The organism is Helicobacter pylori (assembly GCF_900120335.1).
GTDB classification, from domain to species: domain Bacteria; phylum Campylobacterota; class Campylobacteria; order Campylobacterales; family Helicobacteraceae; genus Helicobacter; species Helicobacter pylori_BU.
This window is the reverse complement of record NZ_LT635477.1, coordinates 724105-749034: the sequence shown is the minus strand read 5'-3', so window position 1 is coordinate 749034 and position 24930 is coordinate 724105. Positions and strand designations below refer to the sequence as shown.

The 24930-nt window shown below is 37.8% G+C and carries 18 protein-coding genes and 6 pseudogenes; 11 read left to right on the top strand and 13 right to left on the bottom strand.

The features are described from left to right. Positions 1 to 6: 6 nt before the first annotated feature. Positions 7 to 2304, top strand: coding sequence for a hydantoinase B/oxoprolinase family protein (locus CS889_RS03640; protein ID WP_089086866.1), 2298 nt, complete (start codon positions 7 to 9; stop codon positions 2302 to 2304). A 23-nt stretch (positions 2305 to 2327) separates the two neighbouring features. Further along, positions 2328 to 2828: an acetone carboxylase subunit gamma gene (locus CS889_RS03635; protein WP_033598167.1), complete on the top strand. Its 501-nt coding sequence runs from the start codon at positions 2328 to 2330 to the stop codon at positions 2826 to 2828. A 174-nt stretch (positions 2829 to 3002) separates the two neighbouring features. On the opposite strand, the pseudogene CS889_RS03630 reads toward CS889_RS03635, so the two are convergent. The 8 genes and pseudogenes from CS889_RS03630 to CS889_RS03595 all read right to left on the bottom strand — a co-directional run bounded on the left by CS889_RS03630 (position 3003) and on the right by CS889_RS03595 (position 8333). Further along, a pseudogene (locus CS889_RS03630) lies at positions 3003 to 3654 on the bottom strand (CfrBI family restriction endonuclease). A 69-nt stretch (positions 3655 to 3723) separates the two neighbouring features. Further along, complete coding sequence (locus tag CS889_RS03625) at positions 3724 to 4953, bottom strand: RNA-guided endonuclease InsQ/TnpB family protein (RefSeq protein WP_024117745.1); 1230 nt, start codon at positions 4951 to 4953, stop codon at positions 3724 to 3726. Further along, positions 4940 to 5572: an IS607 family transposase gene (locus tag CS889_RS03620; RefSeq protein ID WP_089086659.1), complete on the bottom strand. Its 633-nt coding sequence runs from the start codon at positions 5570 to 5572 to the stop codon at positions 4940 to 4942. Before CS889_RS03620 ends, CS889_RS03625 begins: the two co-directional genes overlap by 14 nt. Further along, complete coding sequence (locus CS889_RS03615; RefSeq protein WP_001114660.1) at positions 5569 to 5763, bottom strand: type II toxin-antitoxin system HicA family toxin; 195 nt, start codon at positions 5761 to 5763, stop codon at positions 5569 to 5571. The genes CS889_RS03620 and CS889_RS03615 overlap by 4 nt, the downstream gene beginning before the upstream one ends. After that, positions 5756 to 5974, bottom strand: a complete 219-nt coding sequence (locus tag CS889_RS03610) for a type II toxin-antitoxin system HicB family antitoxin (RefSeq protein ID WP_000906664.1) — start codon at positions 5972 to 5974, stop codon at positions 5756 to 5758. Before CS889_RS03610 ends, CS889_RS03615 begins: the two co-directional genes overlap by 8 nt. A 75-nt stretch (positions 5975 to 6049) precedes the next feature. Continuing rightward, positions 6050 to 6241, bottom strand: a pseudogene (locus tag CS889_RS03605) (CfrBI family restriction endonuclease); the annotation flags it as partial. A 2-nt stretch (positions 6242 to 6243) separates the two neighbouring features. Beyond that, a pseudogene (locus CS889_RS03600) lies at positions 6244 to 7450 on the bottom strand (DNA-methyltransferase). A gap of 52 nt (positions 7451 to 7502) precedes the next feature. Next, positions 7503 to 8333 (bottom strand): 3'-5' exonuclease, encoded by an 831-nt coding sequence (locus tag CS889_RS03595; RefSeq protein WP_172825105.1) that lies wholly within the window; start codon positions 8331 to 8333, stop codon positions 7503 to 7505. A gap of 126 nt (positions 8334 to 8459) precedes the next feature. Here CS889_RS03595 and feoB point away from each other — a divergent pair, with 126 nt between their 5' ends. Beyond that, positions 8460 to 10388, top strand: a complete 1929-nt coding sequence (gene feoB / locus CS889_RS03590; RefSeq protein WP_089087383.1) for a ferrous iron transport protein B — start codon at positions 8460 to 8462, stop codon at positions 10386 to 10388. A gap of 251 nt (positions 10389 to 10639) precedes the next feature. Beyond that, positions 10640 to 12943 (top strand): TonB-dependent receptor family protein, encoded by a 2304-nt coding sequence (locus CS889_RS03585; protein ID WP_033746733.1) that lies wholly within the window; start codon positions 10640 to 10642, stop codon positions 12941 to 12943. 41 nt (positions 12944 to 12984) lie between these two features. Here the strand turns inward: CS889_RS03585 and fliP are convergent, their stop codons facing one another. Next, the gene (gene fliP / locus CS889_RS03580) at positions 12985 to 13737 is read right to left on the bottom strand and encodes a flagellar type III secretion system pore protein FliP (RefSeq protein ID WP_001210308.1); all 753 of its coding nucleotides are present in this window, start codon (positions 13735 to 13737) and stop codon (positions 12985 to 12987) included. Positions 13738 to 13833: 96 nt separating this feature from the next. Between fliP and glmU the strand changes: the two genes are divergently transcribed. The 7 genes from glmU (at position 13834) to CS889_RS03540 (ending at position 21178) form a co-directional block, all read left to right on the top strand. Next, a complete protein-coding gene (gene glmU, locus CS889_RS03570; protein ID WP_089086864.1) occupies positions 13834 to 15135 on the top strand; it encodes a bifunctional UDP-N-acetylglucosamine diphosphorylase/glucosamine-1-phosphate N-acetyltransferase GlmU in 1302 nt (433 codons plus the stop codon). Positions 15136 to 15341: 206 nt separating this feature from the next. Next, complete coding sequence (locus CS889_RS03565; protein ID WP_001963184.1) at positions 15342 to 15695, top strand: hypothetical protein; 354 nt, start codon at positions 15342 to 15344, stop codon at positions 15693 to 15695. Between the two features lie 23 nt (positions 15696 to 15718). Next, positions 15719 to 16204: a hypothetical protein gene (locus CS889_RS03560; protein WP_001963181.1), complete on the top strand. Its 486-nt coding sequence runs from the start codon at positions 15719 to 15721 to the stop codon at positions 16202 to 16204. Between the two features lie 199 nt (positions 16205 to 16403). Further along, positions 16404 to 18770 (top strand): ribonucleoside-diphosphate reductase subunit alpha, encoded by a 2367-nt coding sequence (locus tag CS889_RS03555; RefSeq protein ID WP_089086862.1) that lies wholly within the window; start codon positions 16404 to 16406, stop codon positions 18768 to 18770. Between the two features lie 61 nt (positions 18771 to 18831). Further along, a complete protein-coding gene (locus tag CS889_RS03550; protein WP_000895595.1) occupies positions 18832 to 19779 on the top strand; it encodes a Gfo/Idh/MocA family protein in 948 nt (315 codons plus the stop codon). A 125-nt stretch (positions 19780 to 19904) separates the two neighbouring features. After that, complete coding sequence (locus CS889_RS03545; protein ID WP_089086861.1) at positions 19905 to 20672, top strand: sulfite exporter TauE/SafE family protein; 768 nt, start codon at positions 19905 to 19907, stop codon at positions 20670 to 20672. Further along, positions 20672 to 21178 (top strand): methylated-DNA--[protein]-cysteine S-methyltransferase, encoded by a 507-nt coding sequence (locus CS889_RS03540; protein WP_099169102.1) that lies wholly within the window; start codon positions 20672 to 20674, stop codon positions 21176 to 21178. The genes CS889_RS03545 and CS889_RS03540 overlap by 1 nt, the downstream gene beginning before the upstream one ends. 63 nt (positions 21179 to 21241) lie before the next feature. Here CS889_RS03540 and xerH read toward each other — a convergent pair whose 3' ends face one another. The 4 genes and pseudogenes from xerH to CS889_RS08450 all read right to left on the bottom strand — a co-directional run. Further along, positions 21242 to 22333 carry a tyrosine recombinase XerH gene (xerH, locus tag CS889_RS03535; RefSeq protein WP_089086860.1) on the bottom strand — a complete coding sequence of 364 codons (1092 nt, stop codon included), beginning with the start codon at positions 22331 to 22333 and terminating at the stop codon, positions 21242 to 21244. Further along, positions 22330 to 23590, bottom strand: a pseudogene (locus CS889_RS03530) (hypothetical protein). The gene xerH and the pseudogene CS889_RS03530 overlap by 4 nt, the downstream one beginning before the upstream one ends. Before the next feature lie 176 nt (positions 23591 to 23766). Next, positions 23767 to 24216, bottom strand: a pseudogene (locus tag CS889_RS08735) (hypothetical protein); the annotation flags it as partial. Further along, positions 24211 to 24913, bottom strand: a pseudogene (locus CS889_RS08450) (hypothetical protein); the annotation flags it as partial. The pseudogenes CS889_RS08735 and CS889_RS08450, both read right to left, overlap by 6 nt. Positions 24914 to 24930: the final 17 nt, after the last annotated feature.

Sequence of the window (24930 nt, the reverse complement as noted above, 5' to 3'; positions counted from 1 at the left end):
TTCAAAATGGCAAATTTATTGAAAAACGGCAAAACTTTAAAACAAGCTAGAGATGAAATCCTAGCCAGAACAGAAAAAACAGGGCATTATAATGGCCTCAAAAAACTAGAGTTTAAAGAAAGGGATCCGATCGGCTATGAGAAGATGTTCTCTAAATTAAGAGGCGGTATCGTGCATGCCAGAGAAACAGCTAAAAGGATTGCTGCAAGCCCTATTGTTGAGCAAGAGGGGGAATTGTGCTTCACGCTTTATAACGCTGTGGGCGATAGCGTGCTGACTTCTACGGGTATCATTATCCATGTAGGCACTATGGGATCGGCTATTAAATACATGGTAGAGAATAATTGGGAAGATAACCCTGGTATCAACGATAAGGATATTTTCACCAATAACGACTGCGCGATTGGGAATGTGCACCCATGCGATATTATGACTCTTGTGCCTATTTTTCACGATGAAAAATTGATCGGGTGGGTAGGTGGCGTTACGCATGTGATTGATACGGGATCAGTTACTCCAGGATCGATGAGTACCGGACAGGTTCAAAGGTTTGGGGATGGATACATGATCACTTGCCGTAAAACAGGGGCGAATGATGAGAGCTTTAAAGATTGGTTGCATGAATCTCAAAGATCAGTAAGAACGCCTAAATATTGGATTTTGGATGAAAGGACTAGGATTGCTGGGTGCCACATGATTAGGGATTTAGTGATGGAAGTCATTAAAGAAGATGGCATTGATTCTTACATGCGATTTATTGATGAAGTGATTGAAGAAGGGAGGAGAGGCCTTATCTCTAGGATCAAATCCATGACCATACCCGGCAAGTATAGAAAGGTCGCTTTTGTGGATGTGCCTTATGCGCATAAGGATATTGGCGTGTGCTCTGAGTTTGCTAAGCTAGACACGATCATGCACTCTCCAGTGGAAATCACTATCAATAAAGACGCTACGTGGAAATTGGATTTTGATGGCGCTTCCAGGTGGGGATGGCACTCTTTCAATTGCAACCAAGTGTCCTTTACTAGCGGTATTTGGGTGATGATGACTCAAACATTGATCCCCACTTCTCGCATCAACGATGGTGCTTATTTTGCGACTCAATTCAGACTCAAAAAAGGGACTTGGATGAATCCAGACGACAGGCGCACCGGGCATGCTTATGCATGGCATTTCTTGGTATCAGGCTGGAGCGCTTTGTGGAGAGGCTTGTCTCAAGCGTATTACAGCCGAGGGTATTTAGAAGAAGTCAATTCTGGAAACGCTAACACTTCTAACTGGTTGCAAGGCGGCGGTATCAACCAAGATGGAGAAATCCATGCGGTGAATAGTTTTGAGACGAGTTCTTGTGGGACTGGAGCTTGCGCGATAAAAGACGGCTTGAATCACGCAGCGGCTATTTGGAATCCAGAAGGCGATATGGGCGATATTGAAATCTGGGAAATGGCAGAGCCTCTTCTTTATTTAGGTAGGAATGTCAAAGCCAATACCGGTGGGTATGGGAAATATCGAGGCGGTAACGGGTTTGAAACTTTAAGAATGGTGTGGGGCGCGCATGATTGGACCATGTTCTTTATGGGTAATGGCTACATGAATAGTGATTGGGGCATGATGGGTGGCTATCCAGCGGCCAGTGGTTATAGGTTTGAAGCGCATAACACCAACTTAGAAAATAGGATTAAAAATAACGCCAGCTTGCCTTTGGGAGGCGATTTTAACCCAACTGATCGAGGTTATGAAAAACACATTTCTCATGCGTCTCAAGTCAAAAGGGATAAGCAATGCATCACCACTGAGAACTGCTTTGACAATTACGACTTGTATTTGAATTACATCAAAGGCGGTCCTGGATTTGGCGATCCTATTGAAAGGGATTTGAACGCGATTTTAGAAGATCTAAACAGCAAACAGCTATTGCCAGAATACGCTTACAAGGTTTATGGCGCGATTGTGAGCCAGAATAAAGACGGCATTTGGGTAGGAGATGAAGCCAAAACGAAAGCCAGAAGAAAAGAAATTCTTGAAAACAGAAAGGCTAGATCCATCCCTGTAAAAGAATGGATGGAGCAAGAGAGAAACGCTATCCTTGAAAAAGAGGCTTCCAAACAGGTTAAGCACATGTATGCGACTAGCTTTGATCTCTCGCCTAGGTTCTTGAATGATTTTAAAACATTCTGGAACTTGCCAAAGAATTGGAATGTGGAAGAAGATGAGCTTGGCGTATTCACCTATGGATCTAAATACAGGATGGATTTGAGCAAATTGCCCGATGTGCGCACGGTTGTGTTGGTTGATGAGAAATAAGATTTTTGTGAAGGAGAATGGTTATGTCAAAATACACACAAGAACAAATTAAAAATTTGGTAGAGGGGAACTTGGATTGGAACACTGTCTTAAAGATGTTGAGCATGCCTAAAGATCATGAGAGGTTCCAAATGTATTTGAAGGTGTTGCAAGATAAGGTGGATTTTGATGACAAAATCGTCTTACCCTTGGGGCCGCATTTGTTTGTGGTGCAAGATTCTCAAAAGAAATGGGTCATTAAGTGTTCATGCGGTCATGCGTTTTGCGCTCCAGAGGAGAATTGGAAATTGCATGCAAACATCTATGTGCGCGATACAGCAGAAAAAATGGAAGAGGTGTATCCTAAACTCTTAGCCAGTGATACTAACTGGCAAGTGTATCGGGAGTATATTTGCCCGGATTGCGGCATCCTTTTGGATGTTGAAGCTCCGACTCCTTGGTATCCTGTGATCCATGATTTTGAGCCTGATATAGAGACATTCTATAAAGATTGGCTAGGCATACAGCCCCCAGAAAGACATTAAAATCGCTTAATCCTTTTTATGAAGAGGCTTTATGCCTCTTCTTATGCCAAAAATTTGGGATAGGAGTTTGTTTTTAGCGATGCGTGTCTAGTAACTTAAGGCTCATTGATGGATATTGGGTTGAATTAAAGGTAGTTTTCCTAAAACCCACAATATCTTAGATAGAACACAAATTTATCGTGCATGATTTATCAATGGTATATCCAAACGCTTACAGAGTTTTTTAAAATCTAATAGAATATTGGAATTATTTTTTAGAGCTAAATAAACAATGTTTAAATATTCAAGCTGTTGTTTATTTTGTTCGCTTAAGGTATAAGCTATAAAAATATCCGTATCTCTTGCAATGACCGCATCAGCACTTTCGGGATTGTCTTTACTCATTAATTTAACTTCTACCCTATAAACTTTACTCCTATCCTTATTATAAAGTTTAAAATCTACTTCTCTATCATACTCCAATTTTTTGTCTTTTTTAAAATTAGTTGCGTCAATATGACTTTCTGAAATACCGCAACGCTTACACAATTCTAACATTAAAGGCTTTTCAATTCTTTTACCTATCATAGAATATGCGCTTCTCCTTAAAGCAATTTTCTTGGTTGCTAAGGCATTAATAACAAGCAAGCTTTCTTTTAAGTCTAAATTAACACTAACATCCTTATAGGTAATTTTAATATTGATACCTAAATCTGTCATGTTGCCGTTTTCTAAATTCTGCAATATCTAAAACAACTTCTTTAGTAGAAGTCCCATAAGTATTAAAAATAGTTTTGATATTGGTTCCACACAAAATGGCTATATCTTTTGGATCTTTATTATCCATGTCTAAAAAACTCTTTAATCTTATTAAAAGTATTTAAAAAGTTATTTTTTGTAAATTTTCCCATCGTGTTTAAAACGCCAACGAGATTTTTACTGGAGTAAACACTACTCCGCTATCCCTTAGAGTTTTCACTGCATCAGGGAATACTTTTCTTAAAATGCCAATTGCACCGTTAATATCGGCGTTTAGGGATTTGCCTATGCTAGATTTAAATAGCCCTCGTTTAACTCTTTTACCTAAATATTGCTCGTGGTGCTGCATGGGTTCGTTAGCCAAGTGGTCGCACTTGCTCGTAAATCTCTCTTCTGTTGTATGCAAAGTTATCCCAACCAAAGCACACTTGTAGGCTAGTTTTTCAATAAAGGATTCATAAGGGATATTAGTAAAGTTCTGATTGGTTCTCTTACCTAGCTTTAGCTCTTGTTTCCAGCCATCATTTTTACCGATGACAATTGTAGAAATGCCCTTTTTTAAGCAATGCCCCACCACATAGGCGCTCGCCTTGTGCATAAAATCATTGACTTTACACTCCCTCCATAGAGCTAATTTGCCTAAGCGTTTTGTCCAAAAGCGCTTATTTGAAGTCTTGGCTTTGGCTTGATAATGGGCTTTGAGTTTGTTAAACCACTGATTGACAGACTTCACCCCTCCGCCTTTGATAATAAAAGGACTACTTTGATTATCTATTGCAGTTACGAAGTTGTTCAAGCCTAGATCAATACCCATAATGCCAATGCCATGAGTTTGTGGGAGTTTGTGCGTGGTTTGCTCATAGACAACTTCCACGATAAAACAAGTGGTTTTAGGGATTAAGCGCACTTGCTTTAGCCTAGAAGTTTGAGGGTTTATTTTAGTGATAAGTCTTTTTAAATTAGCTTTTTTTGGGAATTTAATTTTTGTCATGCGTCCTTTCGTAAAGCTAGTTTGCTGGTTTGTTAAAACCCCTATAGATACGCCATCTTTTGGTTTGAATTTAGGGATTTTTGGACGCGCTAGAAAGCTAGAAGGCTTGAGTTTGTAAGCTTTAAGGGCTTTTAAATAGCTTTTCCAATTTTGAGATAAAAGCATTAATACCTGTTGCGCGCTTTGGGCAGGCAAAGCTTTGTAATCTCTTTGGCTTTCTTTGACAAAGCGATTGATTAAATCGTAGGCTGTAGGCAACTTAAAACCTGCAAAGTAATGCTCTCTTAAAATAAAATTAGCGTAGTTGTAAAGGTTTTTAGACAGATGGCAAAAGTCCTTAATGCGTTTAAAAATGGGGTGCGTGGGTCTAATAATATGGCGTTCAGTCAAGGTCATCTGTTTCCCCATTAAGAGATTTTAGCAAGGCTGGATTAACCTTACTCTCTAAAAGCAACTTTTTAGCAATGCGGCGCTTAGAATACATCTTCATAGAAAAAGAATGGATTGTTTGCATGATGTCCTCAAACAGTTCTTGCTCTAAACTGATTGATTCACACTGATTGATAATAACGATTTTAGTGCCATAATCGCTAAATAGCTTTTCTACTAACTCATAGCTCAATCTAGCTAATCGGTCTTTATAGGAAATATAAACCGCCTTAATTTTAAACGCCATTACCGCATTAAGAAGATCCATAAAACCCTTTCTGTCCAAAGACATGCCGCTTTTAATATCAGAATAGATACTATCTACAGATATTCCTTTAGCATTTATAAAAGAGATACAGTTTTCTATTTGATTTTGCAAGTCTTGTTTCTGCTTTTGAGTGCTTACCCTAGCATAAACTACATTCAGCCTACCATCTTCAATTCCTGCTAAAGAATAGACATCAGAATCGTTGTATATATAGTAACCATTGGGTTCTTGTTTAACTCGTATCTTCCCACTTTTAACATACTTCCAAAGAGTAACACGGGATATTTTTAAGATCTTTAAGACTTCTTTAGATTTCATTTAAGGATATTTTCCATGATTTCTTTCACTATTTTAGGGTGCAAGATTTCGCCAGAATGAAAAGGCAAAACCTGCCTGATTTTATCTTTCACATAAATTCTATGGCTGCCTTTTTGCCTAGAGAAAACAAATCCATTCTGCAATAATAGCTTCTCTGCTTCTTTAGCTGTGAGTCGTGGCAATTCAGGCAAAAGCTATCTCAATGGGTGCTATTACAGAATTTTTCTTAGAAAGAAAAGCTAACTCATCGGCTTCTAAATCTCCCAAATAAAGCTCTATGGCTTCTTTAATGTTTCTTAGGGCTTCTTCATAACTTTTCCCTTGTGATACACAGCCTTTTAGAAAGGGGACAAAAGCAAAATACCCATTCTCATCTTTTTCTATGACAGCGTTTATAAGCATGGCACTACCTTTGAGTGAATTTCTTATGATTATACACATAATATATTTTAAACAAAATTAAATTGAAAGTTTAATAATAACATACTGCTGATACCAACTAAAATCTATAGATTTATCATGCATTTTTGCATAAACAATATCTTTAAAAAAAGATATAGCAAAATCTAAAAACTCTGTGTTGATAGTATTTAAAACTACTTCTCTATAATCTTTTCCTTTTAAGAGTAAATCAATCGTATGATTTAAAACTGATTCATTAAAATTCATTTTTAGATTTCCTTAAAACCAAGTTTGATTAGATTTTGAGCGTATTTTGGATGTTGTTCGCATAATAAAGGAATACGCCCCATAGATTTTGCAATCATTCCAAAAGTGCCACTACCGGCAAAAGGGTCGCATACAACTTCATTTTCAAAAGAGTAGTAATTTAGCGCTCTTTCACAAAGACTTTCAGGGAATACTGCCGGATGATCTTTACTAGACTTTGGAGTAATATACCAACAATTAGTGGTTTCTATAGGCAATTCTTTTTTCCAAATAAAGTATGATTTTGTTTAATTGGTTTTAGTCGTTTTTCAGCTATTTTAATATTTTTTTCTAGTAGAAAAGGAGCTTTTTTACGATAAACCAACAAACTTTCACTCACACAATTAGGTTTGTATCCTAAAGGTTTTTTATTTTGCAAATACCCTCCGATACGATTAGGCACACTAAAATCAGGTTTAATCCATAAGATTTCATCTACAAAGTAAAATCCATTGTCAATTAAAATTTGATGGAAATCAAAATGAATAGGATAACGCACGCTTTCAAACTCACGCCCAGCTCTCTTGGTAATTATAGGTGAAACATTAATGATAATAAAACGCCCCTCTTCTAACACTCTAAAACAAGCCTTTAAACTTTGAGACATGGCACTTAGATAATCTTTGTAATTTTTATAGTCGCTATAAATTCTAGCATTATAGTAAGGTGGTGAAGTGAAAATAAGATTGACAGAATTAGGAGCGATTTTATTGAGCGTTTGCGTATTATCCCCAACTAATAAAGAAGGTTTTTAATAACTATAATTTTTAAAGGTGGTTTTTTGGCGTGGCGGTAGTCATAGTATTGTTTCATTTTTTGCATGTTTTCATTTTGATAGTATTGCAACAAGTCATCGCATGATTTTGCGAATCGCATATCCTTAGATTTATATAAAGCAGTGCGTAAAAATTGATAAACAACTTCCATGTAATGTTCTTTAAAAGCTTCTTGCTTTAAAAAATTATAAATAATATCATCATCAAGTTGCCTACCAATAGAGCTTGCTATCTCTCTTTTTAGATCAATACTTAAATCTTGTTTAAACAATTCTAGCAATTCATTTAAATGGTCTTGGCTAGGGTGAGAACCCATATCCTTAATGCGTTTAATCGTGTAAAACTCAAGGTTTTTAATAAAACTATATGGTTTATTTTTTGATATTATGGGCATAAAAGACTCTTTGTTAAAATATCAGATATACTGTTTCTATAATCATAGAATTTTAAGCAAACTCCCTAATTTCTTTCTCTAAAGCGTTAGTAAAAACGCTTGAATAGGATTTTTCTTTAGGGAATTTGGCTAAAAAATCATTCAATAGCCCAAGGTATTGCTCCTTATTTAAAGCCCCTTTTAGCACTTCGTATTTTAAAAAAAGCCAGTAAGTGTTAAGCACATCGCTCTGGCAATAGCTGTCAATAATCTCTTTTTTCTCCTTTTGGCTTAAATTGGGGTTGTAATAAATCGCATGCACCAAATCCCCGCTCACATCAAATTTACCAGGAATATTCGTCATAGAGCAAATGCCATTCAAATTCAACCCCCTAACAGACCCATAATGGCTCAAGCTATCCATTAGATCCAAATGAAACTGCTCGCTATAGCGCGCACGGTAATTCTCCCATTTGTTTTCTTGGCTGTAAAAAGCGTCTAAGGTTAAATTGTATTTAAGGGCTTTGAGCGTGAGTAGGGGCATATCAAAACCTCTGCCATTGAAGCTTATTAAGCGCGGTTGCTTTTCGTTAAAGTATCTAAAAAAGTCTTCTAAAAGCTCTTTTTCGCTTGTAAAACCCTCTTTATTCTCGTGTTTTTGACCAAAATTCCCCACTTTGATAAATTGCCCGTAATCATCGCCAATGACCGCTGCAATAGAGACAATTTCATGCAAATAAAGGGGCAAAAACTCGCTCCCGCTTTTTTCTTTTTGCTTTTCAAAACTCCATTCACAGATTTTTAGCGCATCGTCTTCTTTTAATTGAAAATGCTCTTTACACAAGCTTATATTAGGAATGGTTTCTATATCAAACACGCACAACATCACACGCCCCTTTCGCATTTTGACATTCTTGTCTCGCTTTTATTATATAACAATTAGTCTTATAGCGCTATAGTGCTAACTTTCAATCTAAAAACGATATAACCAAAAAATTAAAAAAACTTTAATGTGGAGCATTCAAACCCAATGAAAGAAATCACTATCGCCCTTGTGGGCCAGCCTAATGTGGGGAAATCGTCCCTTATCAACGCTTTGAGTAACGCCCATTTGAAAGTGGGGAATTTTGCCGGGGTTACCGTGGATAAAATGGAAGTGAGCTTAGTCCATAAAGAGCATCAAATCACTATCATTGATTTACCAGGCACTTACGCGCTCAATGACTTCACCACTGAAGAAAAGGTTACTAAAGATTTTTTAGAAAAGGGGCAATACGATCTCATTCTCAATGTGGTGGATTCCACCAATTTAGAGCGTAATTTAGCCTTAAGCGCACAGCTATTAGACACGAATAAAAAAATGTTGCTCGCGCTCAACATGTGGGATGAGGCGCAAAAAGAGGGCATTAAAATCAATACAGAAAAGCTCTCTCAACAATTAGGGGTTGTGTGCGTGCCAACGAGCGCGAGATCCAAAGAAGATCGCTTGAACACAGAGCTTTTGTTAGATGAAATTGTCAGGCTTTATTCTCAAAACACTGCAAACAATGAAAACATCAAAGTCCCATCTCAAAGCTTTAAAGAGTCTTTAAAATACAGCCAGAGCGCTCAAAAAATCGCTAAATCAGTGATCAGTGAAAACAAACAAAATGCGAGTTTTGAACACACTTATAAGATTGATAAGATTTTAATGCACCAGCGTTATGGGATTTTCATTTTTTTAGGGTTTATGTTTATCATTTTTTCCTTGAGCTTTTTAATAGGGGGGGGAGTGCAAAAAGCGCTTGAAGAGGGGTTTAAATTTTTGAGCGATAGCATTAAGGAAAATGTGGCTAATGAAGATCTAGCGTCTTTGGTGGGCGATGGCATTATTGGGGGAGTGGGAGCGACAGTTTCATTCTTGCCCTTAATCGTGGTGTTGTATTTTGGGATTTCTTTACTAGAGACGACAGGCTATATGAGTAGGGTGGCGTTTTTATTAGATGGGATCTTGCATAAATTTGGCTTGCATGGGAAGAGCTTTATCCCTTTAATCACCGGGTTTGGCTGCTCAGTGCCCGCTTACATGGCCACAAGAACCTTACAAAACTATAACGAACGATTGATCACGCTTTTTGTGATCGGCTTTATGAGTTGCTCGGCAAGACTCCCTATTTATGTGCTGTTTGTAGGCTCGTTTTTCCCCTCTTCAAGCGCGGGGTTTGTGCTGTTTTGCATTTATATTTTGGGGGCGGTTGTGGCGTTAGTGATGGCCAAATTACTCAAATTAAGCGTGTTTAAAGGACAGACTGAATCCTTTATCATGGAAATGCCCAAATACCGCTTTCCCAGTTGGAGAATGGTCTATTTCAGTATCTATACCAAATCGCTTTCTTACCTCAAAAAAGCCGGGACTTATATTTTAGTGGGAGCGATTTTAATCTGGTTTATGTCTCAATACCCTAAAAATGATGCGGCTATGAAGACTTATAAGCAAGAAAGCTTATTAGTGAATAAGGATACCACTCTTTCAAGCGAAGCCAAAGAAGAAAAATTAAAAGAATTAAAAACCGAATTGGATAAAAAGAATTTAAAAAATAGCGTTGTAGGAAGAGGTGGGGCGTATTTAGAAAAAGTCTTTAGCCCTATGGATTTTGATTGGCGTTTGAGTGTGTCGCTTGTAACCGGATTTATGGCTAAAGAGGTGGTGGTTTCTACTTTGGGGGTGTTGTTTTCTTTAGGGGATCAAAACGAAAAATCTGACGCTTTTAGAGAAATTTTAAGAAAAGAAGTCAGCGTGCCTAGCGGGATCGCTTTTATCGTGTTTGTGATGTTTTATATCCCTTGTTTTGCAGCGACCATCACTTTTGGTAGGGAAGCTGGGGGGATAAAGTTTGTAGCGTATTTGTTCATATTCACAACCGTTGTGGCGTATGCGTTTTCCTTGATAGCTTTTTATGCGACTCAAATTTTGGTTTAAAGGCTAGCCATAAAGGGTTTAAAAACCCTTTATTTGTTTAAAATTCCCCCATTAGAAATATTAAAAAATTTTTATTTTTCTTTATATTCCAATCCTTTCCATCAACATTCGCATTAATCGGCATTTTTGATAAAAAAAGTCATTAATATTATCTAAATAATAATTTTTTAAAAATTTAAGCTAAAACTAATAATGGTTATTATAAAATCTTCCTTGTTGTAAAAAGTAACATTTTTCATAAAAGGCAGTAAATGAAAAGAATTTTAGTCTCTCTAGCTGTTTTGAGTCATAGCGCGCATGCCGTAAAGACTCATAATTTGGAAAGGGTGGAAGCTTCAGGAATAGCTAACGATAAAGAAGCGCCTTTAAGTTGGAGAAGTAAGGAGGTTAGAAACTATATGGGTTCTCGCACGGTGATTTCTAATAAACAGCTCACTAAAAGCGCCAATCAAAGCATTGAAGAAGCTTTGCAAAATGTGCCGGGCGTGCATATTAGAAACTCTACAGGTATTGGAGCTGTGCCTAGCATTTCCATTAGGGGGTTTGGTGCGGGAGGCCCAGGGCATTCTAATACGGGAATGATTCTAGTCAATGGGATTCCTATTTATGTCGCGCCCTATGTTGAAATTGGCACGGTTATTTTTCCTGTAACCTTTCAATCTGTGGATAGAATCAGCGTAACTAAGGGTGGGGAGAGCGTGCGTTATGGCCCTAACGCTTTTGGCGGTGTGATCAACATTATCACCAAAGGCATTCCTACCAATTGGGAAAGTCAGGTGAGCGAGAGGACCACTTTTTGGGGCAAGTCTGAAAATGGGGGGTTTTTCAATCAAAATTCTAAAAACATTGATAAAAGCTTAGTTAATAACATGCTTTTTAACACCTATTTAAGAACGGGGGGTATGATGAATAAGCATTTTGGAATCCAAGCTCAAGTCAATTGGCTCAAAGGGCAGGGGTTTAGATACAACAGCCCTACGGATATTCAAAACTACATGTTAGATTCGTTGTATCAAATCAATGATAGCAACAAGATCACCGCTTTTTTTCAATATTATAGTTATTTCTTGACAGACCCTGGATCTTTAGGCATAGCCGCTTACAATCAAAATCGTTTTCAAAACAACCGCCCCAATAACGATAAAAGCGGGAGAGCGAAGCGATGGGGAGCTGTGTATCAAAACTTTTTTGGGGACACGGATAGAGTCGGTGGGGATTTCACTTTCAGTTACTATGGGCATGACATGTCAAGGGATTTTAAATTTGATTCTAACTATTTAAATGTCAATACCAATCCTAAATTAGGCCCTGTTTATACGGATCAAAATTATCCAGGATTTTTTATTTTTGATCATTTAAGGCGCTATGTGATGAACGCTTTTGAGCCTAATTTGAACTTAGTTGTCAATACCAATAAAGTTAAGCAAACTTTTAATGTGGGCATGCGTTTTATGACGATGGACATGTTCATTAGATCCGATCAAAGCACATGCGAAAAATCGGATATTATCAATGGGGTGTGCCACATGCCTCCTTATGTCCTTTCTAAAACGCCTAACAATAATCAAGAAATGTTTAATAACTATACAGCGGTATGGTTGAGCGATAAAATAGAGCTTTTTGATTCTAAATTAGCGATAACTCCAGGGATTAGATACACTTTTTTGAACTATAACAACAAAGAGCCAGAAAAGCACGATTTTTCCGTATGGACCAGTAAAAAACAGCGTCAAAACGAATGGAGTCCTGCCCTTAATATTGGCTATAAACCTATGGAAAATTGGATATGGTATGCGAACTACCGCCGCAGTTTTATCCCCCCACAACACACAATGGTAGGCATTACTAGGACTAATTACAACCAAATTTTTAATGAAATTGAAGTGGGGCAACGCTATAGTTATAAAAATCTATTGAGCTTTAACACCAATTATTTTGTGATTTTTGCCAAGCGTTACTATGCGGGAGGCTATAGCCCGCAGCCTGTGGATGCCAGAAGTCAAGGGGTGGAATTGGAATTGTATTACGCGCCGATTAGGGGTTTGCAATTCCATGTGGCTTACACTTATATTGATGCGCGCATCACTTCTAACGCTGATGATATTGCTTATTATTTTACAGGCATTGTCAATAAACCCTTTGACATTAAAGGGAAGCGCTTGCCCTATGTGAGTCCTAACCAATTCATATTTGACATGATGTATACTTACAAGCACACGACTTTTGGTATCAGTAGCTATTTTTATAGCCGTGCTTATAGTTCCATGCTCAATCAAGCTAAAGATCAAACCGTGTGCCTGCCCTTAAACCCAGAATACACAGGAGGGTTAGAGTATGGTTGTAATTCAGTGGGGTTATTGCCCTTGTATTTTGTGTTGAATGTTCAAGTAAGCTCAATTTTATGGCAAAGCGGTAGGCATAAAATCACAGGGAGTTTGCAAATCAATAACCTTTTTAACATGAAGTATTATTTTAGGGGGATTGGCACAAGCCCTACAGGGAGAGAACCCGCGCCAGGGAGATCCATTACAGCGTATTTGAATTATGAGTTTTAAATTAATTTCAAGCTATCCTTTTATGGCTTGAATGTTTGATATTAAACCATTTTAAAACTCGCCACTAAATTTTCGGTCAATAAATTAAACCCATCCACCAGAATAAACACTAAAATTTTAAAAGGCAGAGAAATCATTACAGGCGGGAGCATCATCATGCCCATCGCCATTAAAATAGAGCTGATAACCATATCAATCACCAAAAAAGGCAAGTAGAGTAAAAAGCCGATTTGAAACGCTGTTTTCAACTCGCTTATCATAAACGCCGGGATTAAAACGCTCAAGCTCACATCATCAGGGGTTTTAGGGTTAGGCAAATTCCTAATCCTAAAAAAAAGCGCTAGATCCTTTTCTCGTGTGTTTTTGAGCATGAATTCCTTGAAAGGCAGAGCGCTTTTTTCAAACGCTTCGGTGTAAGAAATCTTTTTATCCATATAAGGCTTAATCCCTGTATCATAAGCCTTTTTCAAGCTAGGTTCCATGATAAAAAAAGTCAATATCAAGGAGAGCGAGACTAAAATTTGAGTGGGAGGGGTTTGTTGCGTGCCTAAAGCGGTCCTCAAAAAAGAAAACACCACAATCAAACGGGTGAAACTCGTCATCACTAAAATCAACGATGGGGCTAAAACTAAAAGCGTGAGCAGGGCGATGACATTAAGGGTGGTTACGAGCTGTTTAGGATCATTAGGAGCGTTTAAAGAGAGGTTGACGCTAGGCAAAGCGCTATCAGCACTCATTAAGGGGCATATTAAAGGGCAAATGAGAGCAAGCATTAAAAAAATGAAAAAACGCACAATTCTAGCCTTAAATCTTTAATAAAAACAAGGTCAAATTATAAGATAAGGCATGTTAAAATTCCCTAAAATAACCCCATAAATTGAAGGATTTTAATGCTTTCTGTAATCATACTAGCCGCTGGCAAAGGCACTCGCATGCGTTCTAGCCTGCCTAAGACTTTACACACCCTTTGCGGGGAGCCTATGCTGTTTTACATTTTAGAAGTGGCTTTTTCAATCAGTAATGATGTGCATCTTATCTTACACCACCAACAAGAACGCATTAAAGAAGCGGTGTCAAAGCGTTTTAAGGGCGTCATTTTTCACGCTCAAATCGTGGAAAAATATTCAGGGACGGGTGGGGCTATCATGCAAGAAGATAAAACGCCTATTCCCACTCAACATGAGCGGGTTTTGATTTTGAATGCGGACATGCCCTTAATCACTAAAGACACGCTTACCCCCTTATTAGAAAGCAAGAATAACGCCATAGGCTTACTGCATTTAGCTGACCCTAAAGGTTATGGGCGCGTTGTTTTAGAAAACCATCAGGTTAAAAAGATTGTAGAAGAAAAGGACGCTAACGCCAAAGAAAAAGGAATTAAAAGCGTGAATGCTGGCGTGTATTTTTTTGAAAGGGAGTTTTTAGAAAAATACTTGCCCAAACTCCATGACCAAAACGCCCAAAAAGAATACTATCTCACGGATTTGATCGCTTTGGGTATTAAGGGGAATGAAAAAATTGACGCTATTTTTTTAGAAGAAGAGTGTTTTTTAGGGGTGAATAGCCAAACAGAAAGAGCGAAGGCTGAAGAAATCATGTTAGAAAGACTGCGAAAAAACGCCATGGACTTGGGGGTAATGATGCAATTACCAAAGAGCATTTACTTAGAAAAAGGCGTGAGTTTTAAGGGGGAGTGCGTTTTAGAGCAAGGGGTGCGTTTGATTGGGAATTGCTTGATAGAAAACGCGCGCATTAAGGCTTATAGCGTGATAGAAGAGAGCCAAATTATTAATAGCAGCGTGGGGCCGTTTGCCCATGCGCGCCCTAAAAGCGTGATTTGTGATAGTCATGTGGGGAATTTTGTAGAGACGAAAAACGCCAAACTCCAAGGCGCTAAAGCAGGGCATTTGAGCTATTTAGGGGATTGCGAGATAGGGAAAAACACAAATGTGGGGGCTGGCGTGATCACTTGCAATTACGATGGTAAAAATAAACACCAAACAATCATCGGTGAAAATGTCTTTATAGGGAGCGATAGCCAGCTAGTCGCTCCCATAACTATCGGCTCTAATGTTTTAATCGGCAGCGGCACCACCATCACTAAAGACATTCCTAGCGGTTCGTTAAGCCTTTCACGCGCCCCTCAAACTAACATTGAAAACGGGTATTTTAAGTTTTTTAAGAAGCCTTAAGGAGCTTGAAAAGAATTGCTGTTTTAAAACTTCATTTGAGCGTATTTTTAAATAACAATTTACCTTAATCTTGTAATTTGTGAATAAACAAAACACTTATTGAGATTTTTGTGATATTTGGCTGATCTGTAACAACGCTTTTAATAGGGTTGTGGTATAAATATTCTCATCAAGGTATGCTCAAACATGCCTTGAATCTCCATTTTATGAAAGGATTTGTTATGAGTGGATTAAGAACATTCAGTTGTGTAGTGGTTTTATGCGGTGCAATGGCTAATGTGGCTATAGCTGGTCCTAAAATAGAGGCAAGGGGTGAATTTGGCAGATTTTGGGGGGGAGCTGTTGGTGGTGCAATTGGGGGTGGTGTTGGTGGTGCAATGGGGGGAGCCGTTGGTGGTCCTGCGGGTGGTTGGGCTGGCAGATTAGTTGGTGGTTCTGTGGGGAGAGAGTTTGGTCGTGAAATAGGCGATAGGGTAGAAGATTTTATCCGTGGCGTTGATAGAGAGCCGCAAGCCCCAAGAGAACCTACCTATGATCGTCATTTCGTGTATGATAGGTAGCTTTAGGCAAGAAAGGAGAGAGCATGAACATCAAAAATCGTTTGAGCGATTGGGAATATCAATGGGCAGTGGCTCTAGTCTATACGATATGTATCTCCATAAACGCTAGGATTTTTTATGACATGGATGGTTCAGCTAGCGATTCGATTTTTGACCCTAAAAATAGCTATTATATGTGGCTAGTGGGTCTAATAGCGGCTTTGTTGTCTAATCTCTTGTTTGACCCTCGAGGTAGGGATTGTTATAAATCCTTACAAGTAGGATACCCCAAGTTTTTGAAAGCCATTTTTAAGGCTAGGTTTTTTGGTGCGTTTTATAACGCTGTGTTAGGAGCAAGACTAAGGGATTTTTATGTGATGCTTTTAACGATGCCCTTTATTGCCGCTATCCATGAGATTTCGGCGTATTGTGGGCATCCTAGCAACTTCCTTATAGAGGGTTTGGTTATGCTTGGCTTTCTTGTGTGTTTTGGGATTTGTTCTAGGCTTTGCGCTAAATTAGGGTGGTGATTTAACCCAAATGATTAAAAAAGCACTCTTTTTGGGTTAGGGGGTTTTTAGCTGGGGGGCTATAAGGGGAATGATTTCAAAATACCCCCTATCCCCTTTAAGAGTTTTATTTTTAAACTTTTCTCTTTCTTAACTCTTAAGTTTTTTATTGATACAATGCCAAATTTAAAAGAAAATGATTTGATTTAAAGGAAAAATTTTGATTACGGTGGTTAAACGAAACGGGCGCATTGAGCCTTTGGACATTACCAAAATCCAAAAATACACTAAGGACGCTACGGACAATTTAGAGGGCGTGAGCCAAAGTGAGCTAGAAGTGGATGCGAGGTTGCAATTCAGGGACAAGATCACTACTGAAGAAATCCAACAAACTTTGATTAAAACCGCTGTGGATAAGATAGATATTGACACGCCTAATTGGAGTTTTGTCGCCTCAAGGCTTTTTTTGTATGATTTATACCATAAAGTGAGCGGTTTTACAGGGTATAGGCATTTGAAAGAGTATTTTGAAAACGCTGAAGAAAAGGGCCGCATCCTTAAGGGCTTTAAGGAAAAATTTGATCTAGAGTTTTTAAATAGCCAGATCAAGCCTGAAAGGGATTTCCAATTCAACTATTTGGGGATTAAAACCTTGTATGATCGCTATTTGTTAAAAGACGCTAACAATCACCCTATTGAACTGCCCCAACACATGTTTATGAGCATTGCGATGTTTTTAGCGCAAAACGAACAAGAACCTAACAAAATCGCTTTGGAATTTTATGAAGTTTTAAGCAAATTTGAAGCGATGTGCGCGACCCCCACTCTAGCGAACGCGCGCACCACCAAGCACCAATTAAGCTCATGCTATATTGGTAGCACGCCGGATAATATTGAGGGGATTTTTGACAGCTATAAGGAAATGGCGCTATTGTCCAAATACGGCGGAGGGATTGGCTGGGATTTTTCTTTGGTGCGATCTATTGGGAGCTATATTGATGGGCATAAGAATGCGAGCGCAGGCACGATCCCGTTTTTAAAAATCGCTAATGATGTGGCGATTGCGGTTGATCAATTAGGCACACGAAAGGGCGCGATTGCGGTGTATTTGGAAATCTGGCACATTGATGTGATGGAGTTCATTGATTTAAGGAAAAATAGCGGCGATGAAAGGCGAAGAGCGCATGATTTGTTCCCGGCTCTTTGGGTGTGCGATCTGTTCATGAAAAGGGTTTTAGAAGATGCGATGTGGACTTTGTTTGACCCTTATGAGTGTAAGGATTTGACTGAACTTTATGGGCAGGATTTTGAAAAACGCTATTTAGAGTATGAAAAAGATCCTAAAATCATTAAAGAATACATTAACGCTAAAGATTTATGGAAAAAAATCTTAATGAATTATTTTGAAGCCGGTTTGCCTTTCTTGGCCTTTAAAGACAACGCCAATCGGTGTAATCCAAACGCCCATGCAGGAATCATTCGATCGTCTAATTTATGCACGGAGATTTTTCAAAACACCGCGCCCAACCACTACTACATGCAAATAGAATACACCGACGGCGCGATAGAGTTTTTTGAAGAAAAAGAGTTGGTAACGACAGATAGTAACATCACTAAATGCGCTAACAAGCTCACTAGCACGGATATTCTTAAAGGCAAACCAATCTATATCGCTACTAAAGTCGCTAAAGACGGGCAAACGGCGGTGTGCAATCTAGCGAGCATCAATTTAAGCAAGATCAACACCGAAGAAGACATTAAAAGGGTCGTGCCGATCATGGTCAGGCTTTTAGACAATGTGATTGATTTGAATTTCTACCCTAACCGCAAAGTCAAAGCCACTAATTTACAAAATAGAGCCATAGGGTTAGGGGTTATGGGTGAAGCGCAAATGCTCGCAGAACACCAAATCGCCTGGGGGTCTAAAGAGCATTTAGAAAAAATTGACGCTTTAATGGAGCAAATCAGCTACCATGCGATTGACACGAGCGCGAATTTAGCGGAAGAAAAAGGGGTGTATAAGGATTTTGAAAATTCAGAATGGAGTAAGGGGATTTTCCCCATTGATAAAGCCAATAATGAAGCCTTGAAGCTCACCGAAAAAGGGCTTTTCAATCACGCTTGCGATTGGCAAGGTTTGAGGGAAAAAGTCAAGGCTAATGGCATGCGTAATGGCTATTTAATGGCGATCGCTCCTACAAGCTCCATTTCTATTTTAGTAGGCACAACCCAAACGATTGAACCCATTTATAAGAAAAAATGGTTTGAAGAAAATTTGAGCGGGCTAATTCCAGTGGTAGTGCCTAATTTGAATGTAGAAACATGGAATTTTTACACATCAGCCTATGATATTGACGCTAAAGATTTGATTAAAGCGGCAGCGGTACGCCAAAAGTGGATCGATCAAGGCCAAAGCGTTAATGTGTTTTTACGCATAGAAAACGCCAGTGGTAAAACCTTGCATGAAATCTACACGCTCGCTTGGAAATTAGGACTCAAATCCACTTACTATTTGCGCAGCGAAAGCCCTAGCATAGATGAAAAAAGCGTGTTAGATCGCTCGGTGGAGTGTTTTAATTGCCAATAATATAAGCTTAAATAAGCTAATCTTTGCTAAAATGAGATTCAAAATTATTTAAGGAAGATGAATGCTTTTTGCTATGATTGGTTCAGGGGGGTTTATCGCACCCAAGCACTTGCAAGCGATTAGAGATACGGGGCATTTTTTGGATAGCTCTTTTGATGTTCATGATAGCGTGGGGGTTTTAGATGAGTATTTCCCGCAATCAGAGTTTTTTACCAATATTGAAGATTTTGAAAAGCATTTAGAGCAATCTAAGGCTATGGGTAAAGAAATCAACTATTTGAGCGTTTGCACGCCCACGCACACGCATTTTGATCACATCCGTTTTGGGTTAAGAAACGGCATGCATGTGATTTGTGAAAAACCCTTAGTTTTAGACCCTGGCGAAATACAGGAATTAAAAGATTTAGAGGTGAAATACCAAAAAAGGGTATTCAGTCTTTTGCCCTTGCGCTTGCATTGCGACACGCTGGCTTTGAAAGAAAAAATTAAAAGCGAATTAGAAAAAAACCCTGAAAAAGTGTTTGACATCACGCTCACTTATATCAGCGTTCAGGGGAAATGGTATTTTTCTTCATGGCGAGCCGATGTGAATAGGAGTGGGGGGTTAGCCACTCAAATGGGAGTGAATATCTTTGACACTTTATTGTATTTATTTGGAGGCGTTAAAGACAAGGTTATCAATAGAGAAGAGCCTGATTGCGTGTGCGGGATACTCTTTTTAGAGCATGCCAAAATAAGATGGTTTTTTTCCATCAATCCAGAACACATGGGAGTGGCTAAAGAAAAAGTTTATCATAAAATGATCCTAGAGGGCGAAGAAGTCAATCTCACGCAAAGCTTTGATAATCTGTATATAGAAAGCTACAAACAGATTTTAGCTCAAGGGGGGTTTGGCTTGGATGACGCTGCGGCGTCTATTAAATTGGCTTATGAATTAAGAAACCTCTCTATTAGCGAACCCAATGATGATTCGCATGCTTTGTGTTGCAAAAACAAAACAGACCAATAAAAGCATGACTTTTAAAAGCGTTGTTTAGGGAGTTTGGTTATTGGTGTTTGATTAGAATAGGATTATTTTTAATTTTCTTTTAGAGGGGTTTTAATAGAGGGGGTTTTACTTTTTTAAGGGTTTTTATGGATATTTATGCGTTATACATAACGATAGGGCTTTTTACTGGCATTCTATCAGGGATTTTTGGCATTGGTGGGGGGATGATCATTGTCCCTATCATGCTCGCAACCGGGCATTCTTTTGAAGAATCCATCGGCATTTCCATTTTGCAAATGGTTCTTTCATCGTTCGTTGGCTCTGTTTTGAATTTCAAAAAAAAATCGCTTGATTTTTCTTTAGGCTTGTTGATAGGGGCAGGAGGGCTGATAGGGGCGAGTTTTAGCGGTTTCATTTTAAAAATCGTTTCCAGTAAAATTTTAATGGTTATTTTCGCGCTTTTAGTCGTGTATTCTATGATCCAATTTGTTCTAAAACCCAAAAAAAAAGATTTGATAACAGATACCAAACGCTACCATTTGCAAGGTTTGAAACTAGTTTTAATTGGCGCGCTCACAGGATTTTTTGCTATCACTTTAGGGATTGGTGGGGGGATGCTCATGGTGCCTTTGATGCATTATTTTTTAGGGTATGATTCTAAAAAATGCGTGGCGTTAGGGCTATTTTTCATCTTGTTTTCTTCCATTTCAGGAGCTTTTTCTTTAATATATCACCACATCATCAATCAAGAAGTGCTTTTAGCAGGGGCGATTGTGGGCTTAGGCTCAGTTATGGGCGTGAGTATTGGGATTAAATGGATCATGGGGCTTTTGAATGAAAAGATGCATAAAGCTTTGATTTTAGGGGTGTATGGTTTGTCGCTATTGATTGTTTTATACAAAATCTTTTTTTGATGGTTTTATACCACTACTATTTTAAGACCCCTAAGAGTTTCCCTTTAGAGTATTTGCATTTGTGCGCTAATGAGAGCCATTTATTGAGATTGGATTTTGATGCGACCAATTTTTCTCATAACACCCCTATGAATGCCCCATTAAAACTCAGCGTTCAAGCCTTAGAGCGCTATTTTTTGGGACAACTTTTTGAATTTGATGCGCCTTTAGATTTGATAGGGACTTTTTTTCAAAAACAAGTTTGGTCTGCGTTAATGACTATTCCTTATGGTAAAACAAAAAGTTACGATGAAATCGCAAAACTCATTAATAACCCTAAATCTTGCAGAGCTATTGGCAACGCTAACCGCAATAACCCTATTTCTTTGATCGTGCCTTGTCATAGAGTGGTGCGTAAAAATGGCGCTTTAGGGGGGTATAATGGGGGCATAGAAGTCAAAAAGTGGCTGTTAGAATTTGAAAGCAAAATTTTAAATGAGCGAGCTAAAAATTTTTTAATTTCTTAAAAAATGGGGGTTTTAGTTGTTTTATGGTAAAAATGATTTTCTTAAGGGAGTAGGGGGGTGTTTTTATTTTTCTTCCCAAATGCTCGCCGCTTCTTTTAAACGCTGTTTGTCAAAATGCGTGTAAATCCTGCTCGTGTTCAAGCTCGCATGCCCTAGAGCTTCTTGGACTAAAATCAAATCATGGCGTTTTTGATAAAGCAAGGTCGCAAAAGAGTGCCTTAACATGTGTGCCCCATTTTTCTCCCGCCTGAGTCCGGCAAAATTGATGATGCGCTCCACTTGCTTATACAAATAAGCTTGCGTTAAAGCACTGCCTTTTTGGTTGCAAAACAATAAATCGTTTTTAACAGGATACAATTCCCTTTCTGTGAGCCATTCTTTCAAAAGGCTCTCAATGTGGAAAGCTTTGAGCATCACCGCTCTGTATTTATCGCCCTTGCCTTTAATCAAAATCGTATAACAGCCATTTTCTAAAGTGAAATCCTTTATTTTAAGCTGTAAGGCTTCATTGGAACGCATGCCTGTAAAAACGATGATTTTAATGAGCAGGCGGTTTCGTGCGCGCACTTTAGCGGACATCTCTATTCTATCAATACTCTCTAAAAATTTTTCTAATTCTTCATTGTTTAAATGAGTAGGGAGCTTGTTGCCTGCGCTTTGATTCGCTCCGCTGATGTTTTTAAGCGTGATATTATAGATATAAGATTTTTCATTTTCATCTTGATTTTGCTTGTCTATATAGCTAAAAAGCCCTAGTAGGGCGATCCGGTAATTTTTCTTGGTGGCTAAACTCAAACCCCCGGTATAAATACTTAAAAATTCAGCCAACATGACTTCGTCTATGCTTTTGAGCGAATTAAAAGCAAGCCTTTCGGTTATCAGTCTGGCTTTGCTAAAATATTCATGAAATTTGAGTAGGGGCAATGCGTAGGTGTTGATCCCTAGTAATCCGGCATTACGGGCTTTTTTGCAAACTTTTTCCAATTGGCTTGAGCTGATGAATGCATGATTGAATTCGTTCAAGCATTCAAAAACCTTGTTTTGATCTTTCACTTGGGAATTAGACAGGCTTGTGCATTTGTAACGCAAAAAGCGCCCAATCCATAGCAAAAGATTTTCTATAGGGTCTTTTAATTCTTCTAGGGGGTGTTTCATTTAGGGGTTTTAAACTGATCTAAATCGTCATCATGCGATGTATTGCTGGGCGCTTTTTGCGTTATAAGTGCGTTCGCAATAAGTTTATGACTAACTACCTCACCTTGTTTTAAATCATCAGCAATTTGATTGATTTTAAGGTTCTGTGCCGAACCTATTTTATGTTGTTCTCTCTTCAATAACTTCTCTTTCTATGCTCTCTATCTTTTCAATATCAAAAACTTTAGGATAACCGCGCCACTGACTATGCTTAATAGATAATTTTATGTCGTCTTCAAATGCCCCAATAACAATATTAGGCATGCATGTCGCTTTTATTTGAACCTTATCAATTTCCTTAAAATTCATACCACAACTGCCACCAAGCTGTTTTGAAAAGAATGCAACTACCTTATTTTTTAAGCGTGCGAGAGATTGCGGTAATTGACTAGGCACTGAGAATGTAATATCTGAGAACTCAGCCCACACCTCATTAAAATCACCAAATAAAGCACTCACCAATTCTACCTTATAAGTGTTTTCTTTATCATGAATGGCGTTTTTACAATAACAGATCGCCTCTTGATCAAACAATCTTGCCAATAACAACAAATAATTTCTTAAATTGAATGTCTTGCTTGGCTCGTTTTGAAATACAAAAAAACTTATTCCTTTGTTAGGTAAAATATCGTTTTCTATCTCTTCTTTCCAATAACCAATCGCTTGAATATAACCAAGAAAATCACGCTTTCCATCTAAAAAAGATTTTAGGCGTTGTGTTTCTTGCGCATAGTCGCTAGTAGACATGAAATCTTTCATTGTCGCTTTGCTCTTATCTGTTGTGAATTTATCCACAAAAGCTTTATTGAACGTTTTACAATTACAGAGTTTTCTATAAATGCCATCATTTTCTCTAAGGAAATCCCTAGTTAAAGAATCGCTTTTAGCTGCTTTTATAAGCACTTTTTGCTCTTCATCAGTAAAATCCTTTGTAAAAACTCCTTTAAAAGGTCTGAACGCTGAGATAATCCCAAAAGGTAGTCCGCTCCTAATTTTCTCATACACTCCATTAAGCTTAGCACCCTCAATTGCATAAACTTCAGCGGCATAAGCTTCAGTAGGGTTGTCCTTAATATTAGAGATTTCATCGCCAAGAAAAATCTTATCGTTCTCATCGCCAATGCCAAAAAAATCTAAAATATTTACACACAACTTATCGTCTATCACTCTAACTTTTTCATCATTTTCAAATTCTAAAAAATCATAATTCAATAACATCCAACACCTCTTTTAATTTATTTGTAAAAACAAAACCCTTAAAGGCTGATTTTAGCACAAGAATTAAAACCATTCCCAAATGATGAAAAAATGATTTTAGTCGTCCTCAAAAAGCGCCCAATCCATAGCAAAAGATTTTCTACAGGGTCTTTTAACTTTTCTAGGGGGTGCTTCATTTATGGTTTATTAATAGAGTTATAAAGCTCTTGTTTATTTTCAAAAAATAGAATTTCTAATTCTTTTTCCCTATGTTTCACTTTTATATGGTTATGCTCAAAGGCTTTAAGAATTAGTGGTGTTAAACCTTTTTTTTAAATTGATTTTCTTCTTTTGGGAAATAAGATAGATTATTGTTGTATTTTATGGGAACAAATTCAATCAAATATTGTTTGTCTTCTTCATTTAAATCATATTTAAATTCAAAAACAATACGATTGTAATATTTTTTATCATCACGATCAAATTCTGTTAATTTAAAATATATATTAACACACTCGCAACCTATATGAACAGACAAATTATTATCATTACTAGTAAAAAAAGATGAAAAGCATAAGAAAAATTTTTGGGATACTACTGTCTTTGAGATAATTCTTTAGGTTAGGATTGATATTATAAGAGCTGTTTAAATCATTAGCAATTTCATTGATTTTAATGTTTTGTGCAGAGCTTTGCCTATAGTGGTCAAATGTTATATTTTTTCTATGCTCCTCTATCTCCACCGTTGTTTTCCAAGGTGCCAAAGCTGGAGTAACTACCAAATTAATTGGCGGATAGTTTGTTGGATTATTAAGAGACTCAATAGTTTTTCCATGCAAAAAAGACCCTAATTTTAAAAGAGATTGAATAAAAGTATTAGAGTTTGAAAGTTCAACACTTATAGAGTCCATTTCTTTCCCAAAATCATGACTTTTTGCACTTAGGAATTTTATCTCTTTTGTATTGGTGTTTTGTGTGTCTTGCTTGTTTCCGCAATAATAAATCGCTGTTGGATTACAATGCATTTTGGCTAACACCAACAAGTAGTTTTTTAAATTAAATGTTTGCACTCGGCTCGTTTTCATATACAAAAAACAAGCTTTCGCTAGGTCCAATAACAATTTCAACAAACCCTATAAATTCACGCTTATTTATTAAGAAAGATTTTATCCGATCTTGCTTTGTTGGTTCAGAAGAAAGGTAGCCACTCCTCATCACGTTTTTAAAATGCGATAGAATTGGTCCAATGAAAGTGATAACCCTAAAAGGCGAGCCATTATTGATCTTGTCAAAAAACATTTGACATTCTTCAGAATTATTGTTATGATCAAATATCATTGTCATTTATTATTCCTTAAAAT